We start from the raw sequence: 19,519 nt of genomic DNA on the forward strand, positions 1-19,519 counted from the left end.
TGAATCCGTCATGACCAGCCTCCTTTAGGCTGGTCATTTTATCGTGCACAGAGATTGCGCGAAAAGAGCAAGATCCGCTATACTTTACATAATGAATCGTTGGGAGTGAAGATGTTGATCACAATGGAAAACATTGTCCGCGACGGCCACCCCGCTTTGAGAACCGTCGCCGAAGAAGTTCAATTGCCAGCAAGCGAAGAAGAAATCAAACAGCTGAGCGAAATGATCGAGTTTGTCAAAAACAGCCAGGACCCTGAAATCGCTAAAAAATACAACCTTCGTCCCGGTGTCGGTCTAGCCGCTCCGCAAATTAATATCAATAAACGAATGATCGCCGTTCATGCCGAAAGTGAAGACGGGACACTATACAGCTATGCGCTTTTCAATCCGAAGATCGTCAGCCACTCTGTGCAAAAATGCTACTTGACAAGCGGCGAGGGCTGCCTGTCTGTCGACGAACCGATTCCCGGATATGTTCCGCGCTATGAACGGGTCCGAGTCAAAGGTACGACACTTGAAGGCGAAAACATCGACATCCGCTTAAAAGGATATCCGGCAATCGTATTCCAGCATGAAATTGATCATTTAAACGGCATTATGTTTTACGACCATATCGACAAAGAAAACCCGCTAAAACAACCTGAAAATGCAACACCTGTCGGCAGGTAATGTCATAAAAAAAACGGATCATGTTTGATCCGTTTTTTTATGATCTCAAAAGTCCGAGCGCTTCTACCGCGTATTGAATGCCGTCTTCATCGACGGGCTTTGTGACAAAGTCGGCTATTTTTTTCAGCTCGGGCACAGCGTTGCCCATCGCCACTCCGGTTCCCGCAAATTCGATCATCTGCAGGTCGTTCAGACCGTCGCCGAACGCGTAAGTATCCTCTCTGTCGAACGGAAGCTTTTCAATGACTTTTTTAATTCCTTCCGCTTTCGAACCGCCGGAAGGCAGCACATCTGTAGAGCGCTCGTGCCAGCGGACAAGATCAAACTCCTTAAACCGACTGTACCGCTCTTCCTCGTCTTGCGTACAGAACAAGAGGACCTGGAAAATGTCCCTACCTTTAAAATAAGCGCGATCCTCTTCCGGCGGATTGACTTTTAAGCTGCCGATCCCTTCATGGACGAACGGATGGCCGGCAGTTGTCGTGCGCATCCCCTCTTCCCCCATGAACACGAGGGGGTGGCCGCAGCTGTCTGAATGCGCAAGCAGCGCTTCCAGTGACTGCTCGGCAATCGGATTTTTATAAATGACCTCTCCTTCAAAAACGACATATTGTCCGTTATAAGAGACAAAAGAATTGATGCCCAGTTCTTCAAGAACAGGCCTGACCATAAACGGCGCCCGGCCTGATGCGATGAAAACATGATGGCCGTGCGCTTTCAAATCGGAGACGGCCTGTTTCGCGGTGGCGGGAATACGTTTATCATGATCATAAATCGTTCCGTCAATATCAAAGAAAATCAGCTTTTTATCCATGGCAGTGAATCCTTCTCCCTTAGCTAGTATGATTGATGGTTCTCCTGTACCATCATACAAAAACTGTGTACGCGAGAAAACCTTTTCACTCCAAAATCAAAACAAAATCAACATGCCAATAATATCCATGTAACAATAGACAGATTCATCATATAATAGAACTAAAGAGATACGGAAGTTACTCAGACAAGTCAGAGAAAGGAGGAATCCGTATGCTTCGCCGTCTGCGGAAAAAATTAAAAAAACAGCTGAATGGCATGATGCGCAGAAAGTCGATTGCCTAAAAGGACCTTCACTCGTGTGGAAGGGTCCTTTTTTTCTCAGGCGCTTTTCTTATGAGGCAATTTCGAATATAATAGAAAGATGAGTCTAACAATCGGCAGTTAAGGAGAGATTTGGATGATCTATAAGGTATTTTATCAAGCAAGCAATGACGAAGTACCTGTTCGTGAAAAAACAGATTCAATTTTTGTGGAAGCTCAATCTGAACGTGAAGTCAGATCTAAATTAAAACAAAACAACTACAATATTGAGTTTATACAGCAAGTTGAAGGCGCTTTTTTAGAATATGAAAAGCAAAGCGAAAATTTTAAAGTATTGGAGTTATGAATGAATGAAATTTGTTAAAAATGATCAAACGGCTGTATTTGCCCTTGGAGGACTTGGGGAAATCGGCAAAAACACGTATGGGGTCCAGTTCCAGGACGAGATCGTGCTCATCGATGCGGGGATTAAGTTTCCGGAAGACGAGCTTCTCGGAATCGACTATGTCATCCCCGACTACACTTATTTAGTCAAAAACGAAGAAAAAATCAAAGGTCTTTTTATTACGCACGGACACGAAGACCACATCGGCGGAATTCCGTACCTGCTCAAACAGGTGAACATTCCAGTTTACGGCGGACAGCTCGCCATCGGCCTTCTCAGGAAGAAGCTTGAAGAGCACGGTCTGCTGCGCCAAACAAAGCTTCATATCATTGAAGAAGACGATATCGTCAAATTCAGAAAAACGTCGGTTTCTTTTTTTAGGACGACCCACAGCATTCCGGACTCATACGGGATTGTCGTAAAAACACCGCAAGGAAACATCGTACATACCGGTGACTTTAAATTCGATTTTACACCGGTAGGCGAACCCGCCAACTTGACCAAGATGGCCGAAATCGGAAAAGAAGGCGTGCTCTGCCTGCTTTCAGACAGCACAAACAGTGAAATCCCTGATTTCACGATGTCAGAGCGCAAAGTCGGAGAAAGCATTGATGATATTTTCCGAAAAGTCGAAGGCCGGATCATCTTCGCAACCTTCGCGTCAAACATCCACCGCCTGCAGCAGGTGATCGAAGCAGCTGTTGCAAACGGACGGAAAGTTGCCGTATTTGGGCGAAGCATGGAGTCGGCGATTGAAATCGGTCAAACGCTCGGGTATATTAAGTGTCCGAAAAATACTTTTGTTGAAGCGAATGAAATTAACAGGCTGCCTGCCGGCAAAGTGACGATTCTCTGTACCGGAAGCCAAGGCGAACCGATGGCTGCACTATCTCGAATTGCAAACGGCACACACCGGCAAATCTCAATCATTCCCGGGGATACGGTCGTATTTTCATCATCTCCGATCCCGGGCAATACGATCAGCGTCAGCCGCACGATCAACCAGCTTTACCGGGCTGGTGCCGATGTCATCCACGGAGCTGTGACTAACATTCATACATCAGGACACGGTGGACAGGAAGAGCAAAAGCTGATGCTCCGCCTCATCAAGCCAAAGTTTTTCATGCCGATTCACGGTGAATACAGAATGCAGAAAATGCATGTTAAACTGGCGACAGACTGCGGAATCCCTGAGGAAAACTGCTTTATTATGGACAACGGCGAAGTGCTTGCTTTGACAAGCGAAGAAGCCTCAGTCGCCGGTAAAATCCCGTCAGGCAATGTTTATATTGACGGAAGCGGCATCGGCGACATCGGCAATATTGTGCTTCGCGACCGCCGGATTCTTTCCGAAGAAGGGCTTGTCATTGTCGTTGTCAGCATCAACATGAAAGAATTCAAAGTGTCCGCAGGGCCTGACTTAATTTCCAGAGGATTTGTCTATATGAGAGAATCCGGTGATTTAATCAATGATGCCCAGGAACTGATTTCAGGACACCTTAAAAAAGTGATGGAGCGCAAAACGACACAGTGGTCTGAAATTAAGAACGAGATCACAGACACGCTCGCTCCTTTCCTCTATGAAAAAACAAAACGCCGGCCGATGATCCTTCCGATTATTATGGAAGTCTGATCGCGGATTCAGCAAAAAACGGATGCACCCCGAAGGGGCATCCGTTTTTTTATGGTTGAACCGGGATATGCCTGAACGCTTTAACATCAAACAATCCTTCCGTCGTCATTTTAATGTCGGGAATAACCGGAAGCGCTAAAAAAGAAAGCGTCAGAAAAGGATTAAACATTCCTGAAAATCCTGTCTCTGTTAATGCAGCATGGAGAGATTTCAAGCTTTCGTTTACCGCCTCAAGCGGTTTGTCCGACAAGAGGCCGGCGATCGGCAAGGCGACGGATTGAAGCTCCTTCCCTCCTTTTGCAATGGTGAGGCCTCCTCCGATTTCTCCGAGACGTTCAATCGCTTTTAAAATGTCTTGATCATTTGTACCGACGGCGATTAAATTGTGGGAATCATGAGAAATTGTTGTCGCGATGGCGCCTTCTTTTAAACCGAAGCCCCTGACAACGCCGAGTCCGATTCCTTTAACGCCGCGATGGCGCTCAATCACTGCAATTTTCAACAGATCGCTTTCCAGATCCGGCTGAAAAAAAGCCCCGCTTTTCGGCTTGGCCAAGGACAGCTTTGTTTCAAGCTGATTGGGGATAATGTCAATGACCCTGATTTCATTCCCTTGAACGATCGGAATTTGCAGATCATCCTCATGTAACTCAGAAAGATGCACAGATCGGAGCAGACCGGCTGCCGCTTTGCTGCCCGTCCATTCGCTTTGTTCTGTCCCGCTCCAGATCACGCCGTTAATCATCGTCTTTGAAATGCTGACGTTCTCAAAATCGCTGATGAAAAGAAGGTCCGCATCATAACCCGGGGCAACCGCTCCCTTCGTCTTTAACCCGAAGCATTCTGCTGCATTCATGCTGCCCATTTGATATGCAAGAAACGGGTCAAGTCCCTCTTGAATGGCAAGCTTGACCTGGTGGTTAATGCTACCTTCATCGACCAGTTCATCCAAATGCTTATCATCCGTACAGAAAAAGAAGCGTCTCGCATTTTTCTCGTTGACCGCTGGCAAAACACGACGCGTATTCTTTGCCGCAGACCCTTCTCTCAGCATGACGTACATTCCTCTTCTGACCCGTTCAAGCGCCTCTTTAGGTGTTGTGACCTCATGGTCTGTAAGCACGCCCGCCGCTCTGTAGACATTGACAAACCCGGCTGACAAGCCGGCCAGATGTCCGTCGATCCGCTTGCCAGCTTTATGGGCATCAATGAGCTTTTGCACCATATCCGGCTCTCCGGCTTCAACGGCCACATAGTCCATTACTTCCGCAAGCCCGAGCACCTCTTCGCGGCTGTAAAAAGGATGTAAATCCGCAGCGTTCAAAACTGCACCCGATTTTTCAAATGGTGCCGCGGGTACACAAGAAGGGAGCATAAAATGAATGTTCAGCCCGGTCATTTCAGCCTGCTCCAGCATGAACTCAAGACCCTTCACACCTGAGACATTCGCGATCTCGTGAGGATCGGTGACAACGGTTGTCACACCGTGGGGAATCACCGCTTTGGCAAATTCGGGCGGCGTCACCATTGAAGACTCAATATGGACATGACCGTCGATAAAGCCGGGAATGATCATTTGTCCCTCAGCGTCAATCGTATTCTCCCCCTCATAATCGCCCAAACCGACGATGGCCCCGTCTGTGATGGCTATGTCCGTCTCTAACCATTCCTGATTAAAAACATCCATGACCTTTCCGTTTTTAATTACAGTATCCGCTTTTTTGCGATGACTGGCGGCGCCAAGCCGGCGAATGAACATCTCTTTGTCCAAAGGTATATGTCCCCTCTCTTTTTTATATGTATATGGTTCAATATCGTAGCCGAATCGCTTGGAACAGTCAATGAAAAGATAAAAAAAACCGCGGGCTGTGGGGTTCCCGCGGCTGATCGATGGCATTTTAATGTTGAAAGACTTTCTTTTCAAATCTCTCAATGTCAGGATTTGAGCCGATGACGATTAAAATATCGTCCTTCTGAATCTCTTCAGTGGCAAGCGGAGATACGATGACTTCTTTCCCCCGCTTGATCGCGACAATATTAATTCCGTATCTGGCCCGGATATCAAGGTCAAGCAGCGTATTTCCGGCTAGTTTGCCGTTCGCTGCGATTTCGACAAGGCTGTGTTCATCAGAAAGTTCAAGATAATCAAGCACATTGTTGGAGACGATGTTGTGGGCGATTCTTTTTCCCATTTCACGCTCCGGATGAACAATCCGGTCCGCTCCGATTTTGGATAATACTTTTTCATGATAATCGTTTTGAGCTTTTACGGTAATCATTTTCACACCAAGCTCTTTCAAGATCAGCGTTGTCAAAATGCTCGCTTGAATGTTCTCTCCGATCGCTACAATGACGTGGTCAAAATTGCGCAGTCCAAGGTTTTTCAGCACAGATTCGTCTGTTGTGTCTCCTATCACAGCGTGTGAAGCAATTTTGGCGTATTCGTTTACGCGATCTTCATCTCTGTCGATCGCCATTACCTCAAGCCCTTCTTCACTCAATGCTTTGCAAATGCTGCCGCCGAACCGGCCGAGTCCAATTACTGCAAATTCTTTTTTCATCGGTAATTCCTCCATGGGTCAATCTTGAACAAATTCTATCATATGAAGTGGAATTTTTCCTCTTTATTTTATCGTTGCGCGGCTGCAGCATCCTTGCTGTATGTCGTTCTCTTCGGATGCCGCACCTTTGTCGATCGGAAGCAAAATGTGGAATGTGCTTCCCTCGCCCAATTCGCTGTCGATTTTCATTTCACCGTTGTGAGCGCCGATGATATTCAGGCAAATCGTCAGCCCAAGACCTGTACCTTCTTCTTTTGTTGAGAAGAAAGGCTCCCCGAGCTTTGCCAAATCGGCTTGGGAAATCCCGCCGCCTTCGTCTTTGATGCTGATTTTCACATAGTCCCCTTCTGCCTCCGAGGAAATCGTGATTTTCCCGCCGTCAGGCATCGCTTCTATTCCGTTTTTAATTAAATTGATGAATACCTGTTTGATTTGATTTTCATCACCGTTTATTTCCCACTCCTCCCCGTGCTGAAACGCTTTTTCGATCTTAATGTGGGAAAGCACGGCGTTGGTCTCAAGAAGCGTTGCTACCTGCTGAAGAACCGAATTGATTTTGATCTTTTTAAATTGAACCTGGTGCGGTTTAGCCAGTACAAGCAGTTCTCCGAGCACAGAATCGATTCGTTTAATCTCAGAGAAAATAATGTCAAAGTAATCTTTCCGGTCAGGATATTCCGCTTTCATCAGCTGCAAAAATCCGTTTACAGATGTCAGCGGGTTCCTGACTTCGTGAGCGATTCCCGCGGCGAGCTGCCCGGCCATCGCCAGCTTCTGAGACTGCATGGCCAGCCGCTGATTCGACTTGAACAGTTCCATCTCCGCTTTTTTCCGTTCTGTCACATCAGTCAGCGTTCCCAAGCTGCCCGTAAATTGACCGTTTTTATAATAAAGTTTATAGTGAACTTCGCCCCAGAACTTGCTCCCGTCTTTACGATGGTAGAGCACCTCGATCCTTCCTTCCGGCTCCTTGTTCTTCAGCTGGGCGATCAGGTGATTCGAAATCCGATCTTCATGATCGAAATAATCGTTGTACATCGTTCCAAGGCTCTGTTCAACACTGTATCCGGTCAAGGATGTCCACGCCTGATTCAAAAATGTTATATATCCTATTCGGTCCGTCTGAAAGACGATTTCCTGAAGGTTATCCATGATGCGGTTGGTTTCTGAGGAAAGCTCTTTATATTTCTTTTCGCTTTCCTTCAATTTATAGACAAGCTGATTTGACTCATCGATATAAAGCGTGAGCCACCAAACGCTGATTAATGTCACCAGCGTAAACAGCAGATCAACCGTCCAATTGATTTTATTTCCCAACACCCCATAGAATAAAAAATTCCAAAACATGATAAAAGTCATTGCCAGCACGGTTGCAATGATTCGTCCTTGATATCTTTTCATACCCCCACCTGCCACTTGTATTTCTCAGTCAATTGTAACATTCTTTACACCACATTTGAGAGGATTGTTCGAAGTATTTATCGTCTCTATGGCTGAATTTTTCAGTGACGGCGGTTTTATCTGCTGCTGGTGCAAGAAAAAGCCCTTCTGATGAAGAGCGTAGAATCTTATGCTTTCACTCCGTTTAAGGCAGCATTGATTTCTTCCAAAAGCAATTCGGCTCCTTCAGGACTCAGCGTAATTTTTCCATTTCCATACTCGCGGTTTTCAGAAGTGATTTCACCGGTCATCAGGCACACACCGTGCGGTTTATATTTTTTCAGGACAATTTTATCTTGGTCGACAAAGAATTCGATGCTGTCCTTGATCGAGATATCCAAAGCTCTTCTCAATTCAATCGGCATCACGATCCGGCCGAGTTCGTCTACTTTTCTCACAACTCCTATTGCTTTCAAAACTTTCGCCTACTTCCTCTATTGTTTCTATTTTTCTAAGATATTGTCTTAGCATAACGATAGACGAACGAAGACTGAAAAAGGTTTCCCTTATCAAGCGTTTCTTCGACAAAAATTCGGTCATAAAAATGAAATAATTTTCTCATCATGTAAATATGAGGACAGCATTTTACAGATTGGTTTCAAAATCGTCACAAACCCCCACAAACCGCCGATCATTTGAGAAAATTTAAATGAAATTCATTTTTTCAGCACGAAGAAAATTTCGTTTTTCGGAAAAATTTTAAATAGAGATTGGGTGAAAACATGTTTCAAACAACCGAGATCGGAATTGATCTAGGCACAGCTAACATATTGGTTTACAGCAAAAACAAAGGAATCATTTTAAATGAGCCTTCCGTTGTCGCCGTGGATACGGAAACAAAGAGCGTATTGGCGGTCGGCACAGAGGCCAAAAACATGATCGGGAAAACACCGGGAAAAATCGTCGCGGTCAGGCCGATGAAAGACGGAGTCATCGCCGATTATGACATGACGACAGACCTCTTGAAGCAGATTATGAAAAAAGCCGGAAAGAACATCGGCTTTACGTTCAGAAAGCCGAGCGTCGTCGTCTGCACGCCGTCCGGCTCAACAGCCGTTGAAAGGCGTGCGATCAGCGATGCTGTCAAAAACTGCGGAGCCAAACAAGTCCATTTGATAGAGGAGCCTGTCGCCGCCGCCATCGGCGCAGATCTGCCTGTCGATGAACCTGTCGCAAACGTTGTTGTCGATATCGGCGGCGGCACGACAGAAGTGGCAATCATTTCATTCGGAGGCGTTGTCTCGTGCCATTCGATCCGGATTGGCGGCGATCAGCTTGATGAAGACATCGTGTCATTCGTCAGAAAAAAATACAACCTGCTGATCGGTGAACGGACGGCCGAAGAAGTCAAGATTGAGATCGGCTACGCATTGATTGACCATGAGACGAAAACGATGGAAGTCAGAGGGCGCGACCTTGTCACAGGCCTGCCGAAAACGATTACCCTGGAATCAAAAGAGATTCAGAAAGCGATGCGCGAATCGCTCCTTCATATTATCGAAGCCATCAGAGCGACGCTTGAAGACTGTCCTCCGGAGCTGAGCGGAGACATTGTCGACCGGGGTGTGATTTTAACCGGAGGAGGCGCGCTTTTGAACGGCATCAAAGAATGGCTGTCACAGGAAATCGTTGTGCCCGTGCATGTTGCTGCAAATCCGCTTGAATCTGTCGCCATTGGAACGGGTCGTTCTCTCGAAGTGATCGATAAATTGCAAAAAGCGGCTAAATAATTTTTATTTTCGCGTCTTTTTTCCCGACTTCTTTCATATCGTGAGGAATGGAGAAACGATAAGGAGGAAGAACATGCTTAGAGATATGGGAAGACGCCTGGCCATCACCGTTATTTTAAGCGGTATTATTCTCGGGGGGATGAGCATCTCCCTTGCCAACATGCCAAGCTCGCCCCCCGGCCAAACGGCCAAAATCAACCGTTAAAAAAGATGCAGCCTGAACCGGGCTGCGTCTTTTTTTCTTTTCAATCAAATATTTGATATGATGTTATGGACAATAAAGGAGGTTTTGCCAATGAATTCGTTTACTGATAAACTGAGCAAATATGCGAAGCTTGTGGCCGAAGTCGGTGTAAACGTTCAAAAAGGACAGCAAGTCGTGATCAACGCGTCAACAGAAGTACGCGATTTTGCCCGGCTTCTCGTCAAAAGCGTCTATGAGAGAGGGGCAAAAAACGTGACGGTCCGCTGGCAGGATGATGAGGTGACAAGGCTGAAATATGAGCTGGCCCCTGCGGAAGCCTTTGAAGAGTTCCCTGAATGGGAAGCGAAAGGTCTGGAGACGCTCGCCAAGGAAGGCGCCGCTTTTATTTCCATTGTCTCTTCAAGTCCTGATCTTTTGAAAGGCATCGATTCCAAAAAAATCGCAGCCCAGCAAAAAGCGGCCGGAAAGGCGATGCATACATACAGGCAAATGATTCAGTCGGATAAAGTCAGCTGGACTGTCGTCGCAGCACCTTCGCCGGCCTGGGCGAAAAAAGTATTCCCTGACGCAGATGAAGAGACAGCGGTGCAAAAGCTGTGGAATGAGATTTTCAAAACGACCCGCGTCGACCGTGAAGATCCTGTTCAGGCGTGGAAAGACCACGATCAGACTTTGCGCGATAAAGTAAGCGTCTTAAATGACAAGCATTATCATGCCCTTCATTACCAAGCAAAGGGAACAGATTTGACGATCGAGCTTCCTGAGAAGCACCTGTGGGTCGGCGCCGGAAGCACTAACGAAAACGGTGTCGAGTTCATGGCCAATATGCCGACAGAGGAAGTTTTCACCGCTCCGAAAAAAGACGGGGTGAACGGCACCGTTTCAAGCACGAAACCGTTAAGCTACGGCGGCAATTTGATCGACGGCTTTACACTGACATTTGAAAACGGACGGATCACAGACGTCAAAGCTGAACAAGGTGAAGAAATTTTAAAAGAGCTGATCGAAACCGATGAGGGTTCACACTACTTAGGCGAAATTGCGCTCGTTGCCCACGATTCGCCGATTTCCAAGTCCAATATTCTGTTTTACAACACGCTGTTCGATGAAAATGCCTCAAACCACCTCGCGATCGGCAGTGCATATGCATTCAACATCGAAGGCGGAAAACAGATGTCGCGCGAGGAGCTGGCGAAAGAAGGATTAAACGAAAGCATCACACATGTTGACTTCATGATCGGTTCAGGAGAAATGAATATAGACGGAATTACAGCAGACGGAAAAAGAGAGCCGATTTTCAGAAACGGCAACTGGGCGATATAAAGCCTTCCGCAAAAAAAGACCTCAGAAAACTTCTGAAGTCCCAGATTGTTGAGAAAATCCCAAAACGACCTTTTGTTTTGGGATTTTGTCATCCTTTCAGCGTGACCCGCAACCCTTGCAGTCTAGGAAGGCTGAGCATCGGAGCGGACTTTCACAGGATGTGATGACGGCGGCGTTCAGGCAGGACGCCTAGGCGGTTATCTGCCGATCCTTCCTCTATTCGTGAGCACTGACGCGCAAGCCTGACAACGAATGCGAGGGTTTGTCGACACGCTGAGACCTCAGAAAACTTCTGAGGTCCTTTTATATTGTGTCCGCATACCGCCAGCACTTCCTGACTTCTCCCGTACATAGATGGCGGCTGCAACAGCTGAAAAGCCGGTCCAATGCTCCGCCTCCTCATGGTTTGGGCAAACTGCTTAAATGTTCATGCTTCAGTTTCCAGCTTCCTGACTCGTCCTTTACAAATACGTTTGTCGCACGGCCTTCCCCTTGAACCGGTTCACCTCTATAAAATCCTTTCCATTCGTATGTATAAAGACAGACGGCCTGTTTGTCTGTTTCCGTGATCCAGCTGACATGACTGGCGCTGTATACTTCATTTTCGATCAGTTTCCAGGCGTTTTCAAAATAACGCTGAATTTCCTCAGAGCCCGAGCACGTTTGATCCGAGAACCAGTACACAGCGTCGGGATGAAGGAGCGCTTTGACATTCTCAAACTCATGTGTGTTAGTTGCTTGAATATATTGCTCAAGAGCCTTTCGGCATGACACGGCAACCATCTCCTTTTTATAAAAAAACCCGCTGTTTAAGGCGGGTTTTCTATCATTATGCGTAAAGTTCAGCAAGCTTGTCCTGAACCGTTTTGTCTTCCAAAAATTCATCGTAGCTCATTTGTTTATCGACGATTCCGTTTGGCGTGATCTCGATGATCCGGTTGGCGATTGTTTGGACAAACTGATGGTCATGAGATGTAAACAGCATGGCGCCTTTAAAGCTGATTAAACCGTTATTCAGCGCTGTAATGGATTCGAGATCCAAATGGTTGGTCGGCTCATCAAGCATCAGCACATTGGCGCCGGACAGCATCATTTTGGACAGCATGCAGCGGACTTTTTCTCCCCCTGACAAAACGCTTGCTTTTTTCAGCACTTCTTCCCCGGAGAACAGCATCCGGCCTAAAAATCCGCGCAGGAAGCTTTCGCTTTGGTCATGCGGCGAAAATTGGCGGAGCCAGTCGACAAGGTTTAAATCGCTGTTTTCAAAATACTCGCTGTTGTCTTTCGGGAAAAACGCCTGGGATGTTGTGACGCCCCATTTAAACGATCCGCTGTCAGGCTCCATTTCCCCGGCAAGGATTTTAAAGAGCGTAGTAGCGGCAAGCTCATTCCGGCCTGTAAAGGCGATTTTATCCTCTTTATTCATCATAAAGCTGACCGAGTCAAGCACCTTGACACCGTCAATCGTTTTCGACAGGTCTTTGACAACAAGCACATCGTTTCCAATTTCGCGTTCAGGGGTGAAATGTACGTACGGATACTTGCGCGATGACGGTTTAATATCGTCAAGCGTAATCTTTTCAAGCAGTTTTTTTCTTGATGTCGCCTGCTTTGATTTTGAGGCGTTGGCGCTGAATCTGGCGACGAACTCCTGGAGCTGTTTGATCTGCTCTTCTTTTTTCTTATTGGCTTCCTGATTCATTTTAAGCGCAAGCTGGCTTGATTCATACCAGAAATCGTAGTTTCCGACATAAATTTGAATTTTGTTAAAATCCAGGTCGGCGATATGCGTACATACTTTATTCAAAAAGTGGCGGTCATGCGATACGACGATAACCGTATTCTCAAAATTGATTAAAAACTCTTCAAGCCACTGGATCGCCTGAATATCCAAGTGGTTGGTCGGCTCATCAAGAAGAAGGACGTCAGGTTTTCCGAACAGGGCCTGTGCAAGGAGGACCTTCACCTTTTCGGAACCGCCGAGATCAGCCATTTTCTTCGTATGAAGTTCTTCAGCAATGCCGAGGCCTTTTAACAAAATCGCGGCTTCCCCTTCGGCTTCCCAGCCGTTCAGCTCGGCGAATTCACCCTCAAGCTCTGCGGCGCGGATTCCATCTTCATCTGAAAAATCAGGTTTCATGTAAATCGCGTCTTTTTCCTGCATGACTTCATAAAGGCGTTTATGCCCCATGATCACGACTTTCAGCACTTCATGCTCTTCATACTCAAAGTGGTTCTGTTTCAGGACGGCAAGGCGCTCGCCCGGGCTCATATGGACCTCGCCCGTCTGAGGCTCAATTTCACCTGACAATATTTTCAAAAAAGTGGACTTTCCGGCACCGTTTGCTCCGATCAATCCGTAGCAGTTTCCGGGCGTAAACTTAATATTTACATCTTCAAACAGCTTCCGGTCCGCAAACCGCAAGCTGACATTTTGAACAGCTATCATTTAATATCCTCCATCTATACTTCATTAAAAAGAGTATAACACGAAAATTCCGCAAGAGAAATGCTTTGCTTTTTTACGATAAAGTTTGAAAGAAAAATATATTAAAAAAACGCCTACTTCCCCTTTCCTTGTGACAATATGTTACAATTATTGAAGAATGGGGGAAGGAATAATGAAATTGAAAGATGACCCTGATATCATCAGATGGATCAATTCAAGGCCGCGCCAAGCGCTTTTCGTGTCAGTGGCCATGGTGATTTCTACAATGTCTATCGGGCTTTTTAAAGGGTTTGATATGTGGACGTCGGACTTTTTTATATTTTCCTGTCTGCTGATCGGCTTCGGCCTCCTTGTGGGATGGCTGCAAAAGATATATTATAAAAAGGTGATATTTGAAGAAAACTCGGATCGTTAGACGGAGGAAAACATGAAGCTTATCACTTTGACGGAATACTGCATGTTTATTTTTTTCGCAGGGGTTTATCTTGCCATAACCGGCTTTACAGCACGTGATCTGGGGCTTTACATCGGGATTGCCATGATTTACGTGTTCGTTCATATCGCGGCGAAACGAATGCTGTCAAAGCGGGGAAAAGAAGCCGCGGAAATCAGAATCTTGTACAGCGTTCTTCTGATTATGGCCTCTGTGTTCGTTACCGTACTGTTTATCGCAGTGCTGGCATCACTATCCGCATAAATCAAGCAAAAGCAAAAATGCCTGATTGTCCAAATGGACATCAGGCATTTTTCAGTCTGTTTTTCGGATTTCGTTGAACGGGAAAAACACAAATTGTGAAGTCCCGGCCACTCGTTTTTTATCAATCAGTCCGAGTCCGTTCCGGCTGTCCATTGACCTCTGACGGTTGTCCCCCATCACGAAATACTTGCCTTCCGGAACCTTCATAGGGCCAAAGTCGCCCGTCAGCTTGACGCCGACTGCTTCAGCCTCTTTTCTGTTTTCCGAAAGATACGGCTCAGACACCTTTTTCCCGTTTATGTACAGCGTGTCATCTTTCATTTGCACAGTATCTCCCGGCAGGCCGATCAAGCGCTTTACATAATGGACATTTTTTTCATCGCCGTCGATAATGACGATATCTCCCCGCTTAAATTCGCCTACGTATTTAACCGTTTTATAGACGAACAGCCGCTCTCCGTCGTGCAGCGTCGGGTCCATTGATGTACCTTCGACTAAATACGGTTCGAATAAAAATGCCCTGATCAATAACGCCAGAACGACTGCAATAATAATGGCTTTTACCCATTCAAAGAGAGAGTTTTTATTTTTGGTGGATTTTTCTTCAGTCAAAACGCTTCCTCCTAAAAACAGTCTGTCACAGCATACATGCAAAAATAAAAGCTTTCCTATACTTTATCACAAGTTCCCGCGGAATACATAATCCCCGCGCTCACTCCGGCAAAAACAGTAAAAAAGAAAGTGCCACGAGAGGGATTACTGTGGCACTTTCAGCACTTTATTTTTCAGTTGGAACCGGCTTTTTCAAGATGCCGAGAATCAAAGCTGTCACAACCGCGCCGATCAAGATGCTGAGGAGATACAGCAGCGCATGATTCGTCGTAAAGAAGAGAACGAATATTCCGCCATGCGGGGCTTGCAGTGTGACATGGAAAAATTGAGACAAACCGCCGGCAACTGCTGATCCGATGATACAAGAAGGAATGACGCGTGCCGGATCTGCGGCCGCAAAAGGAATCGCACCTTCAGTAATAAATGACAAGCCCATCACGTAGTTGGTAATTCCGGCTTCGCGATCCCGTTTTGAGAATTTATTTTTAAAGAAAGTCGTTGCAAGGGCAATTCCAAGCGGAGGCACCATACCGCCTGCCATGATGGCTGCGTGAGGTCCAAAGTTTCCAGCTTCAATCATCGCAATACCGAATGTAAAGGCCGCTTTGTTGATCGGACCGCCCATATCAATCGCCATCATACCGCCTAAAACAATACCCATTACGACAAGGTTTCCTGTTCCAAGACCTTCAAGCCAATGTGTCATACCATCCATAATGAACTTGACAGGCGTATTGACAACATAATGCATGATGATTCCAGTCAAGAATATTCCAAACAGCGGGTAAAGCAGCACAGGTTTTAATCCGTCAAGCACTTGCGGCAGACCAGCGAACACTTTTTTCAACAGTACAACAATATAACCAGCTAAGAAACCGGCAATCAGGCCGCCTAAGAAACCGGCGCCAGCTTGTGTCGCCATGAAACCGCCGACCATACCAGGCGCAAATCCCGGACGATCTGCAATGCTCATCGCGATAAATCCGGCCAATACGGCGACAATTAATCCAAGTGCATTCGTTCCGCCAATATTATTTAATACTGCAGCGAACTCATTATAAGTGGGATCACCCGGTTTGGTCGCGTTAATTCCCCAGAAGAACGAAAGCGCAACTAAGATCCCGCCTCCGACGACAAATGGCAGCATGTTGCTGACACCGCTCATCAAGTGTTTGTAGAAACCGCCGCCTTTTCCTTTGGCAGCTCCGTCTTCTGAAGCGGATGCACCGCCGCCTTTACCCTGATAGATAGGCGCGTCTTGTTTCAGCGCCTGCTCAATCAGCTCTTGCGGACGTCTGATACCTGCTGTTACAGGTACTTCAATGACATGCTTGCCTTGAAAGCGTTCCATTTCAACCTGTTTGTCGGCGGCGACAATGATCGCAACCGCATCTTCGATTTCCTGTGCCGTCAGACCATTTTTAATACCGCTTGAACCGTTCGTTTCAACTTTGATATCAACGCCAAGCTCTTTCGCTTTTTCTTTCAAAGCATCCGCAGCCATGAACGTGTGGGCGATCCCTGTCGGGCATGCTGTAACCGCAAGGATTTTTCCTTTTGCTGATGGTGCAGGAGCCTCTTCGGCCTGCTCTTCTTCTTCATCATCATCTTTATCATGCTGATTGATGATGTCGATGATTTCGTCTTCAGATGAAGCTTCAAGCAGCTGTTTGCGAATCTCTTCCCTCATAAGCAAAGTCGACAGTCTTGACAACGCTTCGAGGTGAGTGTTATTTGCACCGTCTGTAGCGGCGATCATGAAAACAAGATGGCTTGGCTGGCCGTCAAGGGATTCATAATCGACGCCGCCTTTTGAACGGCCGAACGCGATCGCAGGCTCTTTGACGCTTGCCGTTTTCGCATGAGGGATGGCGATGCCTTCGCCGATACCGGTAGAACTTTGTTTCTCGCGGTTGATCACGGCTTCTTTGTAGCCTTCTTTATCATTCAACTTGCCCGCCTGATCCAAAACGCTGACGAGTTCTTCGATAACGTTTTCTTTCTGGCTGCTCTCAAGGTTTAACTTGATCGTATGCTTTGTTAGTAGCTCAGTTATTTTCATAACCTTTCCTCCTTTAAATCGCTTTGACTTGAACTTCCGGAAGCAGCTTGTGAACGAGCTCTTCCGTTCCCAGCTCCTCTGAAAAGGCAGTTGCGCTTCCTGACGCGACACCTAAGCGAAAAGCTTCTTTGATGTCGAGCTGTTTTTCAATGCCTGCAAGAAAGCCTGCAACCACTGAGTCTCCTGCGCCGACTGAATTCACGAGCTTTCCTTTAGGTACGTTGGCATGGTAGACGCCGTCTTTTGTAAATAAAAGGGCGCCTTCTCCAGCCATGGAAACGATCGCGTTTTCGGCACCGCGTTCAACGAGTTTCTTTCCGTAAGGCACCGCTTCTTCCGCTGAAGTGATGGTTGTCCCAAACATTTCACCGAGCTCGTGATGGTTCGGTTTCATTAAAAGCGGCTTCATTTCTGCTGCTTTTAAAAGCGCCTCACCCGAAATATCAACGACAACCCGGACATTTTGCTCTTTACACTTTTCTGCAATCTTTTCATATGTGTCCTGCGGCAATGAAGAAGGAATACTTCCTGCCAATACGACAATGTCCCCTTCTTTCATCGCTGAAAACTGGTCTAAAAAGGCCGCGAAGTCTTCTTCGCTGATGACCGGCCCCTGCCCGTTGATTTCCGTCTCATCCCCGGTCTTCAATTTGACATTGATGCGCGTGTCTCCATTCACCTCATGAAAAGCCGTTTCAAGCTTCTCTTCTTCGAGAAATGATTTGATATATCCCCCGGTAAAACCGCCGATAAAACCGAGAACTTTAGAAGGTACATGGTGTCTGTTCAGAACGCGTGAGACATTGATTCCTTTGCCTCCGGGATATTTCGTGTCATAGACTGAACGATTCAGCCCGCCTACAGAAAATTCTTCAACGTGAACAATATAGTCGACCGATGGGTTGAGAGTTACAGTGTATATCATGTTTTCACTACCTTTACGACAGTTTTTTCTTGATAGTTATCAAATGAATGTTTTGTAGATCCTGCTGTAATGATAGTTGCTTCGTCTAAACCGGCAAAGGCAGAAAATGAAATTTCCCCAAACTTGGAAACGTCAGCTAAAATAAATGCTTTTTTCGCCTGGTTGACAGCTTTTGTTTTCAAAAGCGCTTCTTCAGGATCCGGAGTCGTAAACCCCGCTTCCTTATGAATGCCGTTGACGCCGATGAAGCTTTTGTCAAACCGGTATTGGCTGATGGCTGATAAAGCCGAACCGCCTACGATCGCTCCGGTTTTATACTTCACATACCCGCCTAATAAATAAAAAGTAATGCCTTTTTTACCCAATGCCTCAATGTGCATGACTCCATTTGTAACAACGATAATATCCATCTCTGGATCGATAAAATCGATCATTTGCAATGTGGTCGTTCCGGCATCAAGGTAGATACAATCGCCTTCTTCAAGAAGTGAGGCCGCTTCTTGAGCGATTTTTCTCTTTTCATGAAGGTTTTTGGATGATTTCTCTAGCATGTCAGGCTCGGTACGAATATCGGAAAGCCTTGATGCCCCTCCATGAACACGCTTTAAATATCCGCGGGCTTCCAGCGTCGACAAATCTCTTCTGATCGTTGACTCAGATGCATTCGTTAAATTCATTAAGTACTGGATTTTCACGACATCGTGCTTTTCAATCTCGTCAATAATCAGCTGATGCCGTTCGGGAGTCAACACATTATCACCCCTTTTGGAAACGCCTTCATTTAGCTTACAATTTCATTGTAAACGCTTTTTCGACATAACTCAACAAAAATCTTTCAAAATCATTCAATAACCATCAAAATCTTTCACATTTCAACATATTAACGTGATATGTACCGTTTGTAAACTGTATAAACTATAAAAATCCGCAAAAATATGTGACATTATTATTATCTATTCTTTCAAACATCATTCAGATACCAACGATAAAACCTCATGCTCAGCGCATGAGGTTTTACAATCTGCATTCTGTTCCCGTTTACTGAATATTTTCTATAAATACTTGATACAGGCCAGATAAATAAGACAACACCAACATGAATACAAATAAAACGGAAACGCCGATCCATGATGCCCGTTTTGAAGCGCCGGCAGCTTTTTGCAGGCCGACAGCTACTAATGCATACGACCAGATTGTAAACAAATCAAACATCCCAAGGACACTCAAGAGGAGCTCTTCGGCCGGAATATACCCAGCAAGCGATGCAAACGGAAACACGACTGGAGAATTCGAAAAGTAAAAAACTAAACTAGTAATGAACATCTCTGATTGCAGTTACAAAAGTAGCAAATACAGACAGAGACACCATGCAGATGAAACTGGTTTCTCCATTTCCTATTTTAGAGATCAGCCATAATACTAAAGCGCTGAGAACAAAAAATATAAGCGTTTGAAAAACCTTGCTGGTCGCTGCCATACCAGGATTGATATTCAAACCAAGAGATTGATTCAATTCCCGGTAGACCAAGTAAACTGAAAAGGCGGATAACGCCAGCACGATGAACATCGGCAGCCAAATCGCAGGTCTCTCTCTCATTCTTTCAAACTGCCGGACAGGACTCGTCATGATGCCGAGCAGTGACGGTTTTTTTACTTGCGATGTTGTTTCTACATTTGCTTCCACTTTAAAATTCCTCTGACATACCTTTTCATATAAAGATCATTTCACAGCACTTTCAAGTCTATCATTA

General features: G+C 46.0%; 21 protein-coding genes. 8 read left to right on the forward strand and 13 right to left on the reverse strand.

The features are described from left to right. Positions 1-114: 114 nt before the first annotated feature. Complete coding sequence (gene def / locus H2R00_RS07230) at positions 115-669, forward strand: peptide deformylase (protein ID WP_154999121.1); 555 nt, start codon at positions 115-117, stop codon at positions 667-669. A 37-nt stretch (positions 670-706) separates the two neighbouring features. Here the strand turns inward: def and H2R00_RS07235 are convergent, their stop codons facing one another. Then, entirely contained in the window at positions 707-1,483 is a 777-nt protein-coding gene (locus H2R00_RS07235) for a Cof-type HAD-IIB family hydrolase (protein ID WP_154999117.1), read from the reverse strand. A 399-nt stretch (positions 1,484-1,882) separates the two neighbouring features. On the opposite strand from H2R00_RS07235, the gene H2R00_RS07240 reads away from it, so the two are divergent. Further along, the gene (locus tag H2R00_RS07240; RefSeq protein ID WP_154999116.1) at positions 1,883-2,092 is read left to right on the forward strand and encodes a DNA-dependent RNA polymerase subunit epsilon; all 210 of its coding nucleotides are present in this window, start codon (positions 1,883-1,885) and stop codon (positions 2,090-2,092) included. 4 nt (positions 2,093-2,096) lie between these two features. Then, entirely contained in the window at positions 2,097-3,764 is a 1,668-nt protein-coding gene (rnjA, locus tag H2R00_RS07245; protein ID WP_154999115.1) for a ribonuclease J1, read from the forward strand. A 49-nt stretch (positions 3,765-3,813) separates the two neighbouring features. On the opposite strand, the gene ade is transcribed toward rnjA, so the two are convergent. The 4 genes from ade to H2R00_RS07265 form a co-directional block, all read right to left on the reverse strand. Further along, entirely contained in the window at positions 3,814-5,535 is a 1,722-nt protein-coding gene (gene ade / locus H2R00_RS07250) for an adenine deaminase (RefSeq protein WP_182070736.1), read from the reverse strand. A 127-nt stretch (positions 5,536-5,662) separates the two neighbouring features. Further along, complete coding sequence (locus tag H2R00_RS07255) at positions 5,663-6,325, reverse strand: potassium channel family protein (RefSeq protein WP_020451237.1); 663 nt, start codon at positions 6,323-6,325, stop codon at positions 5,663-5,665. Between the two features lie 63 nt (positions 6,326-6,388). After that, the gene (locus tag H2R00_RS07260; RefSeq protein ID WP_154999113.1) at positions 6,389-7,726 is read right to left on the reverse strand and encodes an ATP-binding protein; all 1,338 of its coding nucleotides are present in this window, start codon (positions 7,724-7,726) and stop codon (positions 6,389-6,391) included. Positions 7,727-7,893: 167 nt separating this feature from the next. Beyond that, positions 7,894-8,181, reverse strand: coding sequence for a transcriptional regulator AbhA (locus H2R00_RS07265; protein WP_182070737.1), 288 nt, complete (start codon positions 8,179-8,181; stop codon positions 7,894-7,896). 306 nt (positions 8,182-8,487) lie between these two features. Between H2R00_RS07265 and mreBH the strand changes: the two genes are divergently transcribed. The 3 genes from mreBH (at position 8,488) to H2R00_RS07280 (ending at position 11,023) form a co-directional block, all read left to right on the forward strand. Further along, positions 8,488-9,495: a rod-share determining protein MreBH gene (gene mreBH / locus H2R00_RS07270; RefSeq protein ID WP_003181381.1), complete on the forward strand. Its 1,008-nt coding sequence runs from the start codon at positions 8,488-8,490 to the stop codon at positions 9,493-9,495. Between the two features lie 73 nt (positions 9,496-9,568). After that, positions 9,569-9,700: a protein YkpC gene (locus tag H2R00_RS07275; protein ID WP_003181378.1), complete on the forward strand. Its 132-nt coding sequence runs from the start codon at positions 9,569-9,571 to the stop codon at positions 9,698-9,700. 90 nt (positions 9,701-9,790) lie between these two features. Beyond that, complete coding sequence (locus H2R00_RS07280; protein ID WP_182070738.1) at positions 9,791-11,023, forward strand: aminopeptidase; 1,233 nt, start codon at positions 9,791-9,793, stop codon at positions 11,021-11,023. A 399-nt stretch (positions 11,024-11,422) separates the two neighbouring features. On the opposite strand, the gene H2R00_RS07285 is transcribed toward H2R00_RS07280, so the two are convergent. Both H2R00_RS07285 and H2R00_RS07290 read right to left on the reverse strand, forming a co-directional pair. After that, positions 11,423-11,797 (reverse strand): YybH family protein, encoded by a 375-nt coding sequence (locus H2R00_RS07285; RefSeq protein ID WP_154999110.1) that lies wholly within the window; start codon positions 11,795-11,797, stop codon positions 11,423-11,425. A 55-nt stretch (positions 11,798-11,852) separates the two neighbouring features. Beyond that, complete coding sequence (locus H2R00_RS07290) at positions 11,853-13,472, reverse strand: ABC-F family ATP-binding cassette domain-containing protein (protein WP_154999109.1); 1,620 nt, start codon at positions 13,470-13,472, stop codon at positions 11,853-11,855. A gap of 172 nt (positions 13,473-13,644) precedes the next feature. On the opposite strand from H2R00_RS07290, the gene H2R00_RS07295 reads away from it, so the two are divergent. Both H2R00_RS07295 and H2R00_RS07300 read left to right on the forward strand, forming a co-directional pair. Then, a complete protein-coding gene (locus H2R00_RS07295) occupies positions 13,645-13,887 on the forward strand; it encodes a hypothetical protein (RefSeq protein ID WP_075753038.1) in 243 nt (80 codons plus the stop codon). A 12-nt stretch (positions 13,888-13,899) separates the two neighbouring features. Further along, complete coding sequence (locus H2R00_RS07300; RefSeq protein WP_003181365.1) at positions 13,900-14,169, forward strand: hypothetical protein; 270 nt, start codon at positions 13,900-13,902, stop codon at positions 14,167-14,169. Positions 14,170-14,220: 51 nt separating this feature from the next. On the opposite strand, the gene lepB is transcribed toward H2R00_RS07300, so the two are convergent. The 6 genes from lepB to H2R00_RS21190 all read right to left on the reverse strand — a co-directional run bounded on the left by lepB (position 14,221) and on the right by H2R00_RS21190 (position 19,452). Continuing rightward, positions 14,221-14,781: a signal peptidase I gene (gene lepB / locus H2R00_RS07305; RefSeq protein ID WP_182070739.1), complete on the reverse strand. Its 561-nt coding sequence runs from the start codon at positions 14,779-14,781 to the stop codon at positions 14,221-14,223. A gap of 166 nt (positions 14,782-14,947) precedes the next feature. Further along, the gene (locus H2R00_RS07310) at positions 14,948-16,843 is read right to left on the reverse strand and encodes a PTS fructose transporter subunit IIABC (protein WP_182070740.1); all 1,896 of its coding nucleotides are present in this window, start codon (positions 16,841-16,843) and stop codon (positions 14,948-14,950) included. Positions 16,844-16,856: 13 nt separating this feature from the next. Beyond that, positions 16,857-17,768, reverse strand: a complete 912-nt coding sequence (gene pfkB / locus H2R00_RS07315) for a 1-phosphofructokinase (protein WP_075753044.1) — start codon at positions 17,766-17,768, stop codon at positions 16,857-16,859. After that, entirely contained in the window at positions 17,765-18,520 is a 756-nt protein-coding gene (locus H2R00_RS07320) for a DeoR/GlpR family DNA-binding transcription regulator (protein ID WP_154999107.1), read from the reverse strand. The genes pfkB and H2R00_RS07320 overlap by 4 nt, the downstream gene beginning before the upstream one ends. A gap of 286 nt (positions 18,521-18,806) precedes the next feature. Further along, the gene (locus tag H2R00_RS21185) at positions 18,807-18,971 is read right to left on the reverse strand and encodes a hypothetical protein (protein ID WP_244958294.1); all 165 of its coding nucleotides are present in this window, start codon (positions 18,969-18,971) and stop codon (positions 18,807-18,809) included. Between the two features lie 106 nt (positions 18,972-19,077). Beyond that, positions 19,078-19,452 (reverse strand): Yip1 family protein, encoded by a 375-nt coding sequence (locus H2R00_RS21190; RefSeq protein ID WP_244958295.1) that lies wholly within the window; start codon positions 19,450-19,452, stop codon positions 19,078-19,080. Positions 19,453-19,519: the final 67 nt, after the last annotated feature.

It is taken from the genome of Bacillus haynesii, from assembly GCF_014042035.1.
GTDB classification, from domain to species: Bacteria; Bacillota; Bacilli; order Bacillales; family Bacillaceae; genus Bacillus; species Bacillus haynesii.

What these genes read in the sequence shown, in the direction of transcription:
- H2R00_RS07235 (WP_154999117.1), bottom strand. Translation starts at nt 1,483, where the DNA reads ATGGATAAAAAGCTGATTTTCTTTGATATTGACGGAACGATTTATGAT.
- H2R00_RS07240 (WP_154999116.1), top strand. Translation starts at nt 1,883, where the DNA reads ATGATCTATAAGGTATTTTATCAAGCAAGCAATGACGAAGTACCTGTT.
- rnjA (WP_154999115.1), top strand. Translation starts at nt 2,097, where the DNA reads ATGAAATTTGTTAAAAATGATCAAACGGCTGTATTTGCCCTTGGAGGA.
- H2R00_RS07255 (WP_020451237.1), bottom strand. Translation starts at nt 6,325, where the DNA reads ATGAAAAAAGAATTTGCAGTAATTGGACTCGGCCGGTTCGGCGGCAGC.
- H2R00_RS07260 (WP_154999113.1), bottom strand. Translation starts at nt 7,726, where the DNA reads ATGAAAAGATATCAAGGACGAATCATTGCAACCGTGCTGGCAATGACT.
- mreBH (WP_003181381.1), top strand. Translation starts at nt 8,488, where the DNA reads ATGTTTCAAACAACCGAGATCGGAATTGATCTAGGCACAGCTAACATA.
- H2R00_RS07275 (WP_003181378.1), top strand. Translation starts at nt 9,569, where the DNA reads ATGCTTAGAGATATGGGAAGACGCCTGGCCATCACCGTTATTTTAAGC.
- H2R00_RS07280 (WP_182070738.1), top strand. Translation starts at nt 9,791, where the DNA reads ATGAATTCGTTTACTGATAAACTGAGCAAATATGCGAAGCTTGTGGCC.
- H2R00_RS07290 (WP_154999109.1), bottom strand. Translation starts at nt 13,472, where the DNA reads ATGATAGCTGTTCAAAATGTCAGCTTGCGGTTTGCGGACCGGAAGCTG.
- H2R00_RS07295 (WP_075753038.1), top strand. Translation starts at nt 13,645, where the DNA reads ATGAAATTGAAAGATGACCCTGATATCATCAGATGGATCAATTCAAGG.
- H2R00_RS07300 (WP_003181365.1), top strand. Translation starts at nt 13,900, where the DNA reads ATGAAGCTTATCACTTTGACGGAATACTGCATGTTTATTTTTTTCGCA.
- H2R00_RS07310 (WP_182070740.1), bottom strand. Translation starts at nt 16,843, where the DNA reads ATGAAAATAACTGAGCTACTAACAAAGCATACGATCAAGTTAAACCTT.
- pfkB (WP_075753044.1), bottom strand. Translation starts at nt 17,768, where the DNA reads ATGATATACACTGTAACTCTCAACCCATCGGTCGACTATATTGTTCAC.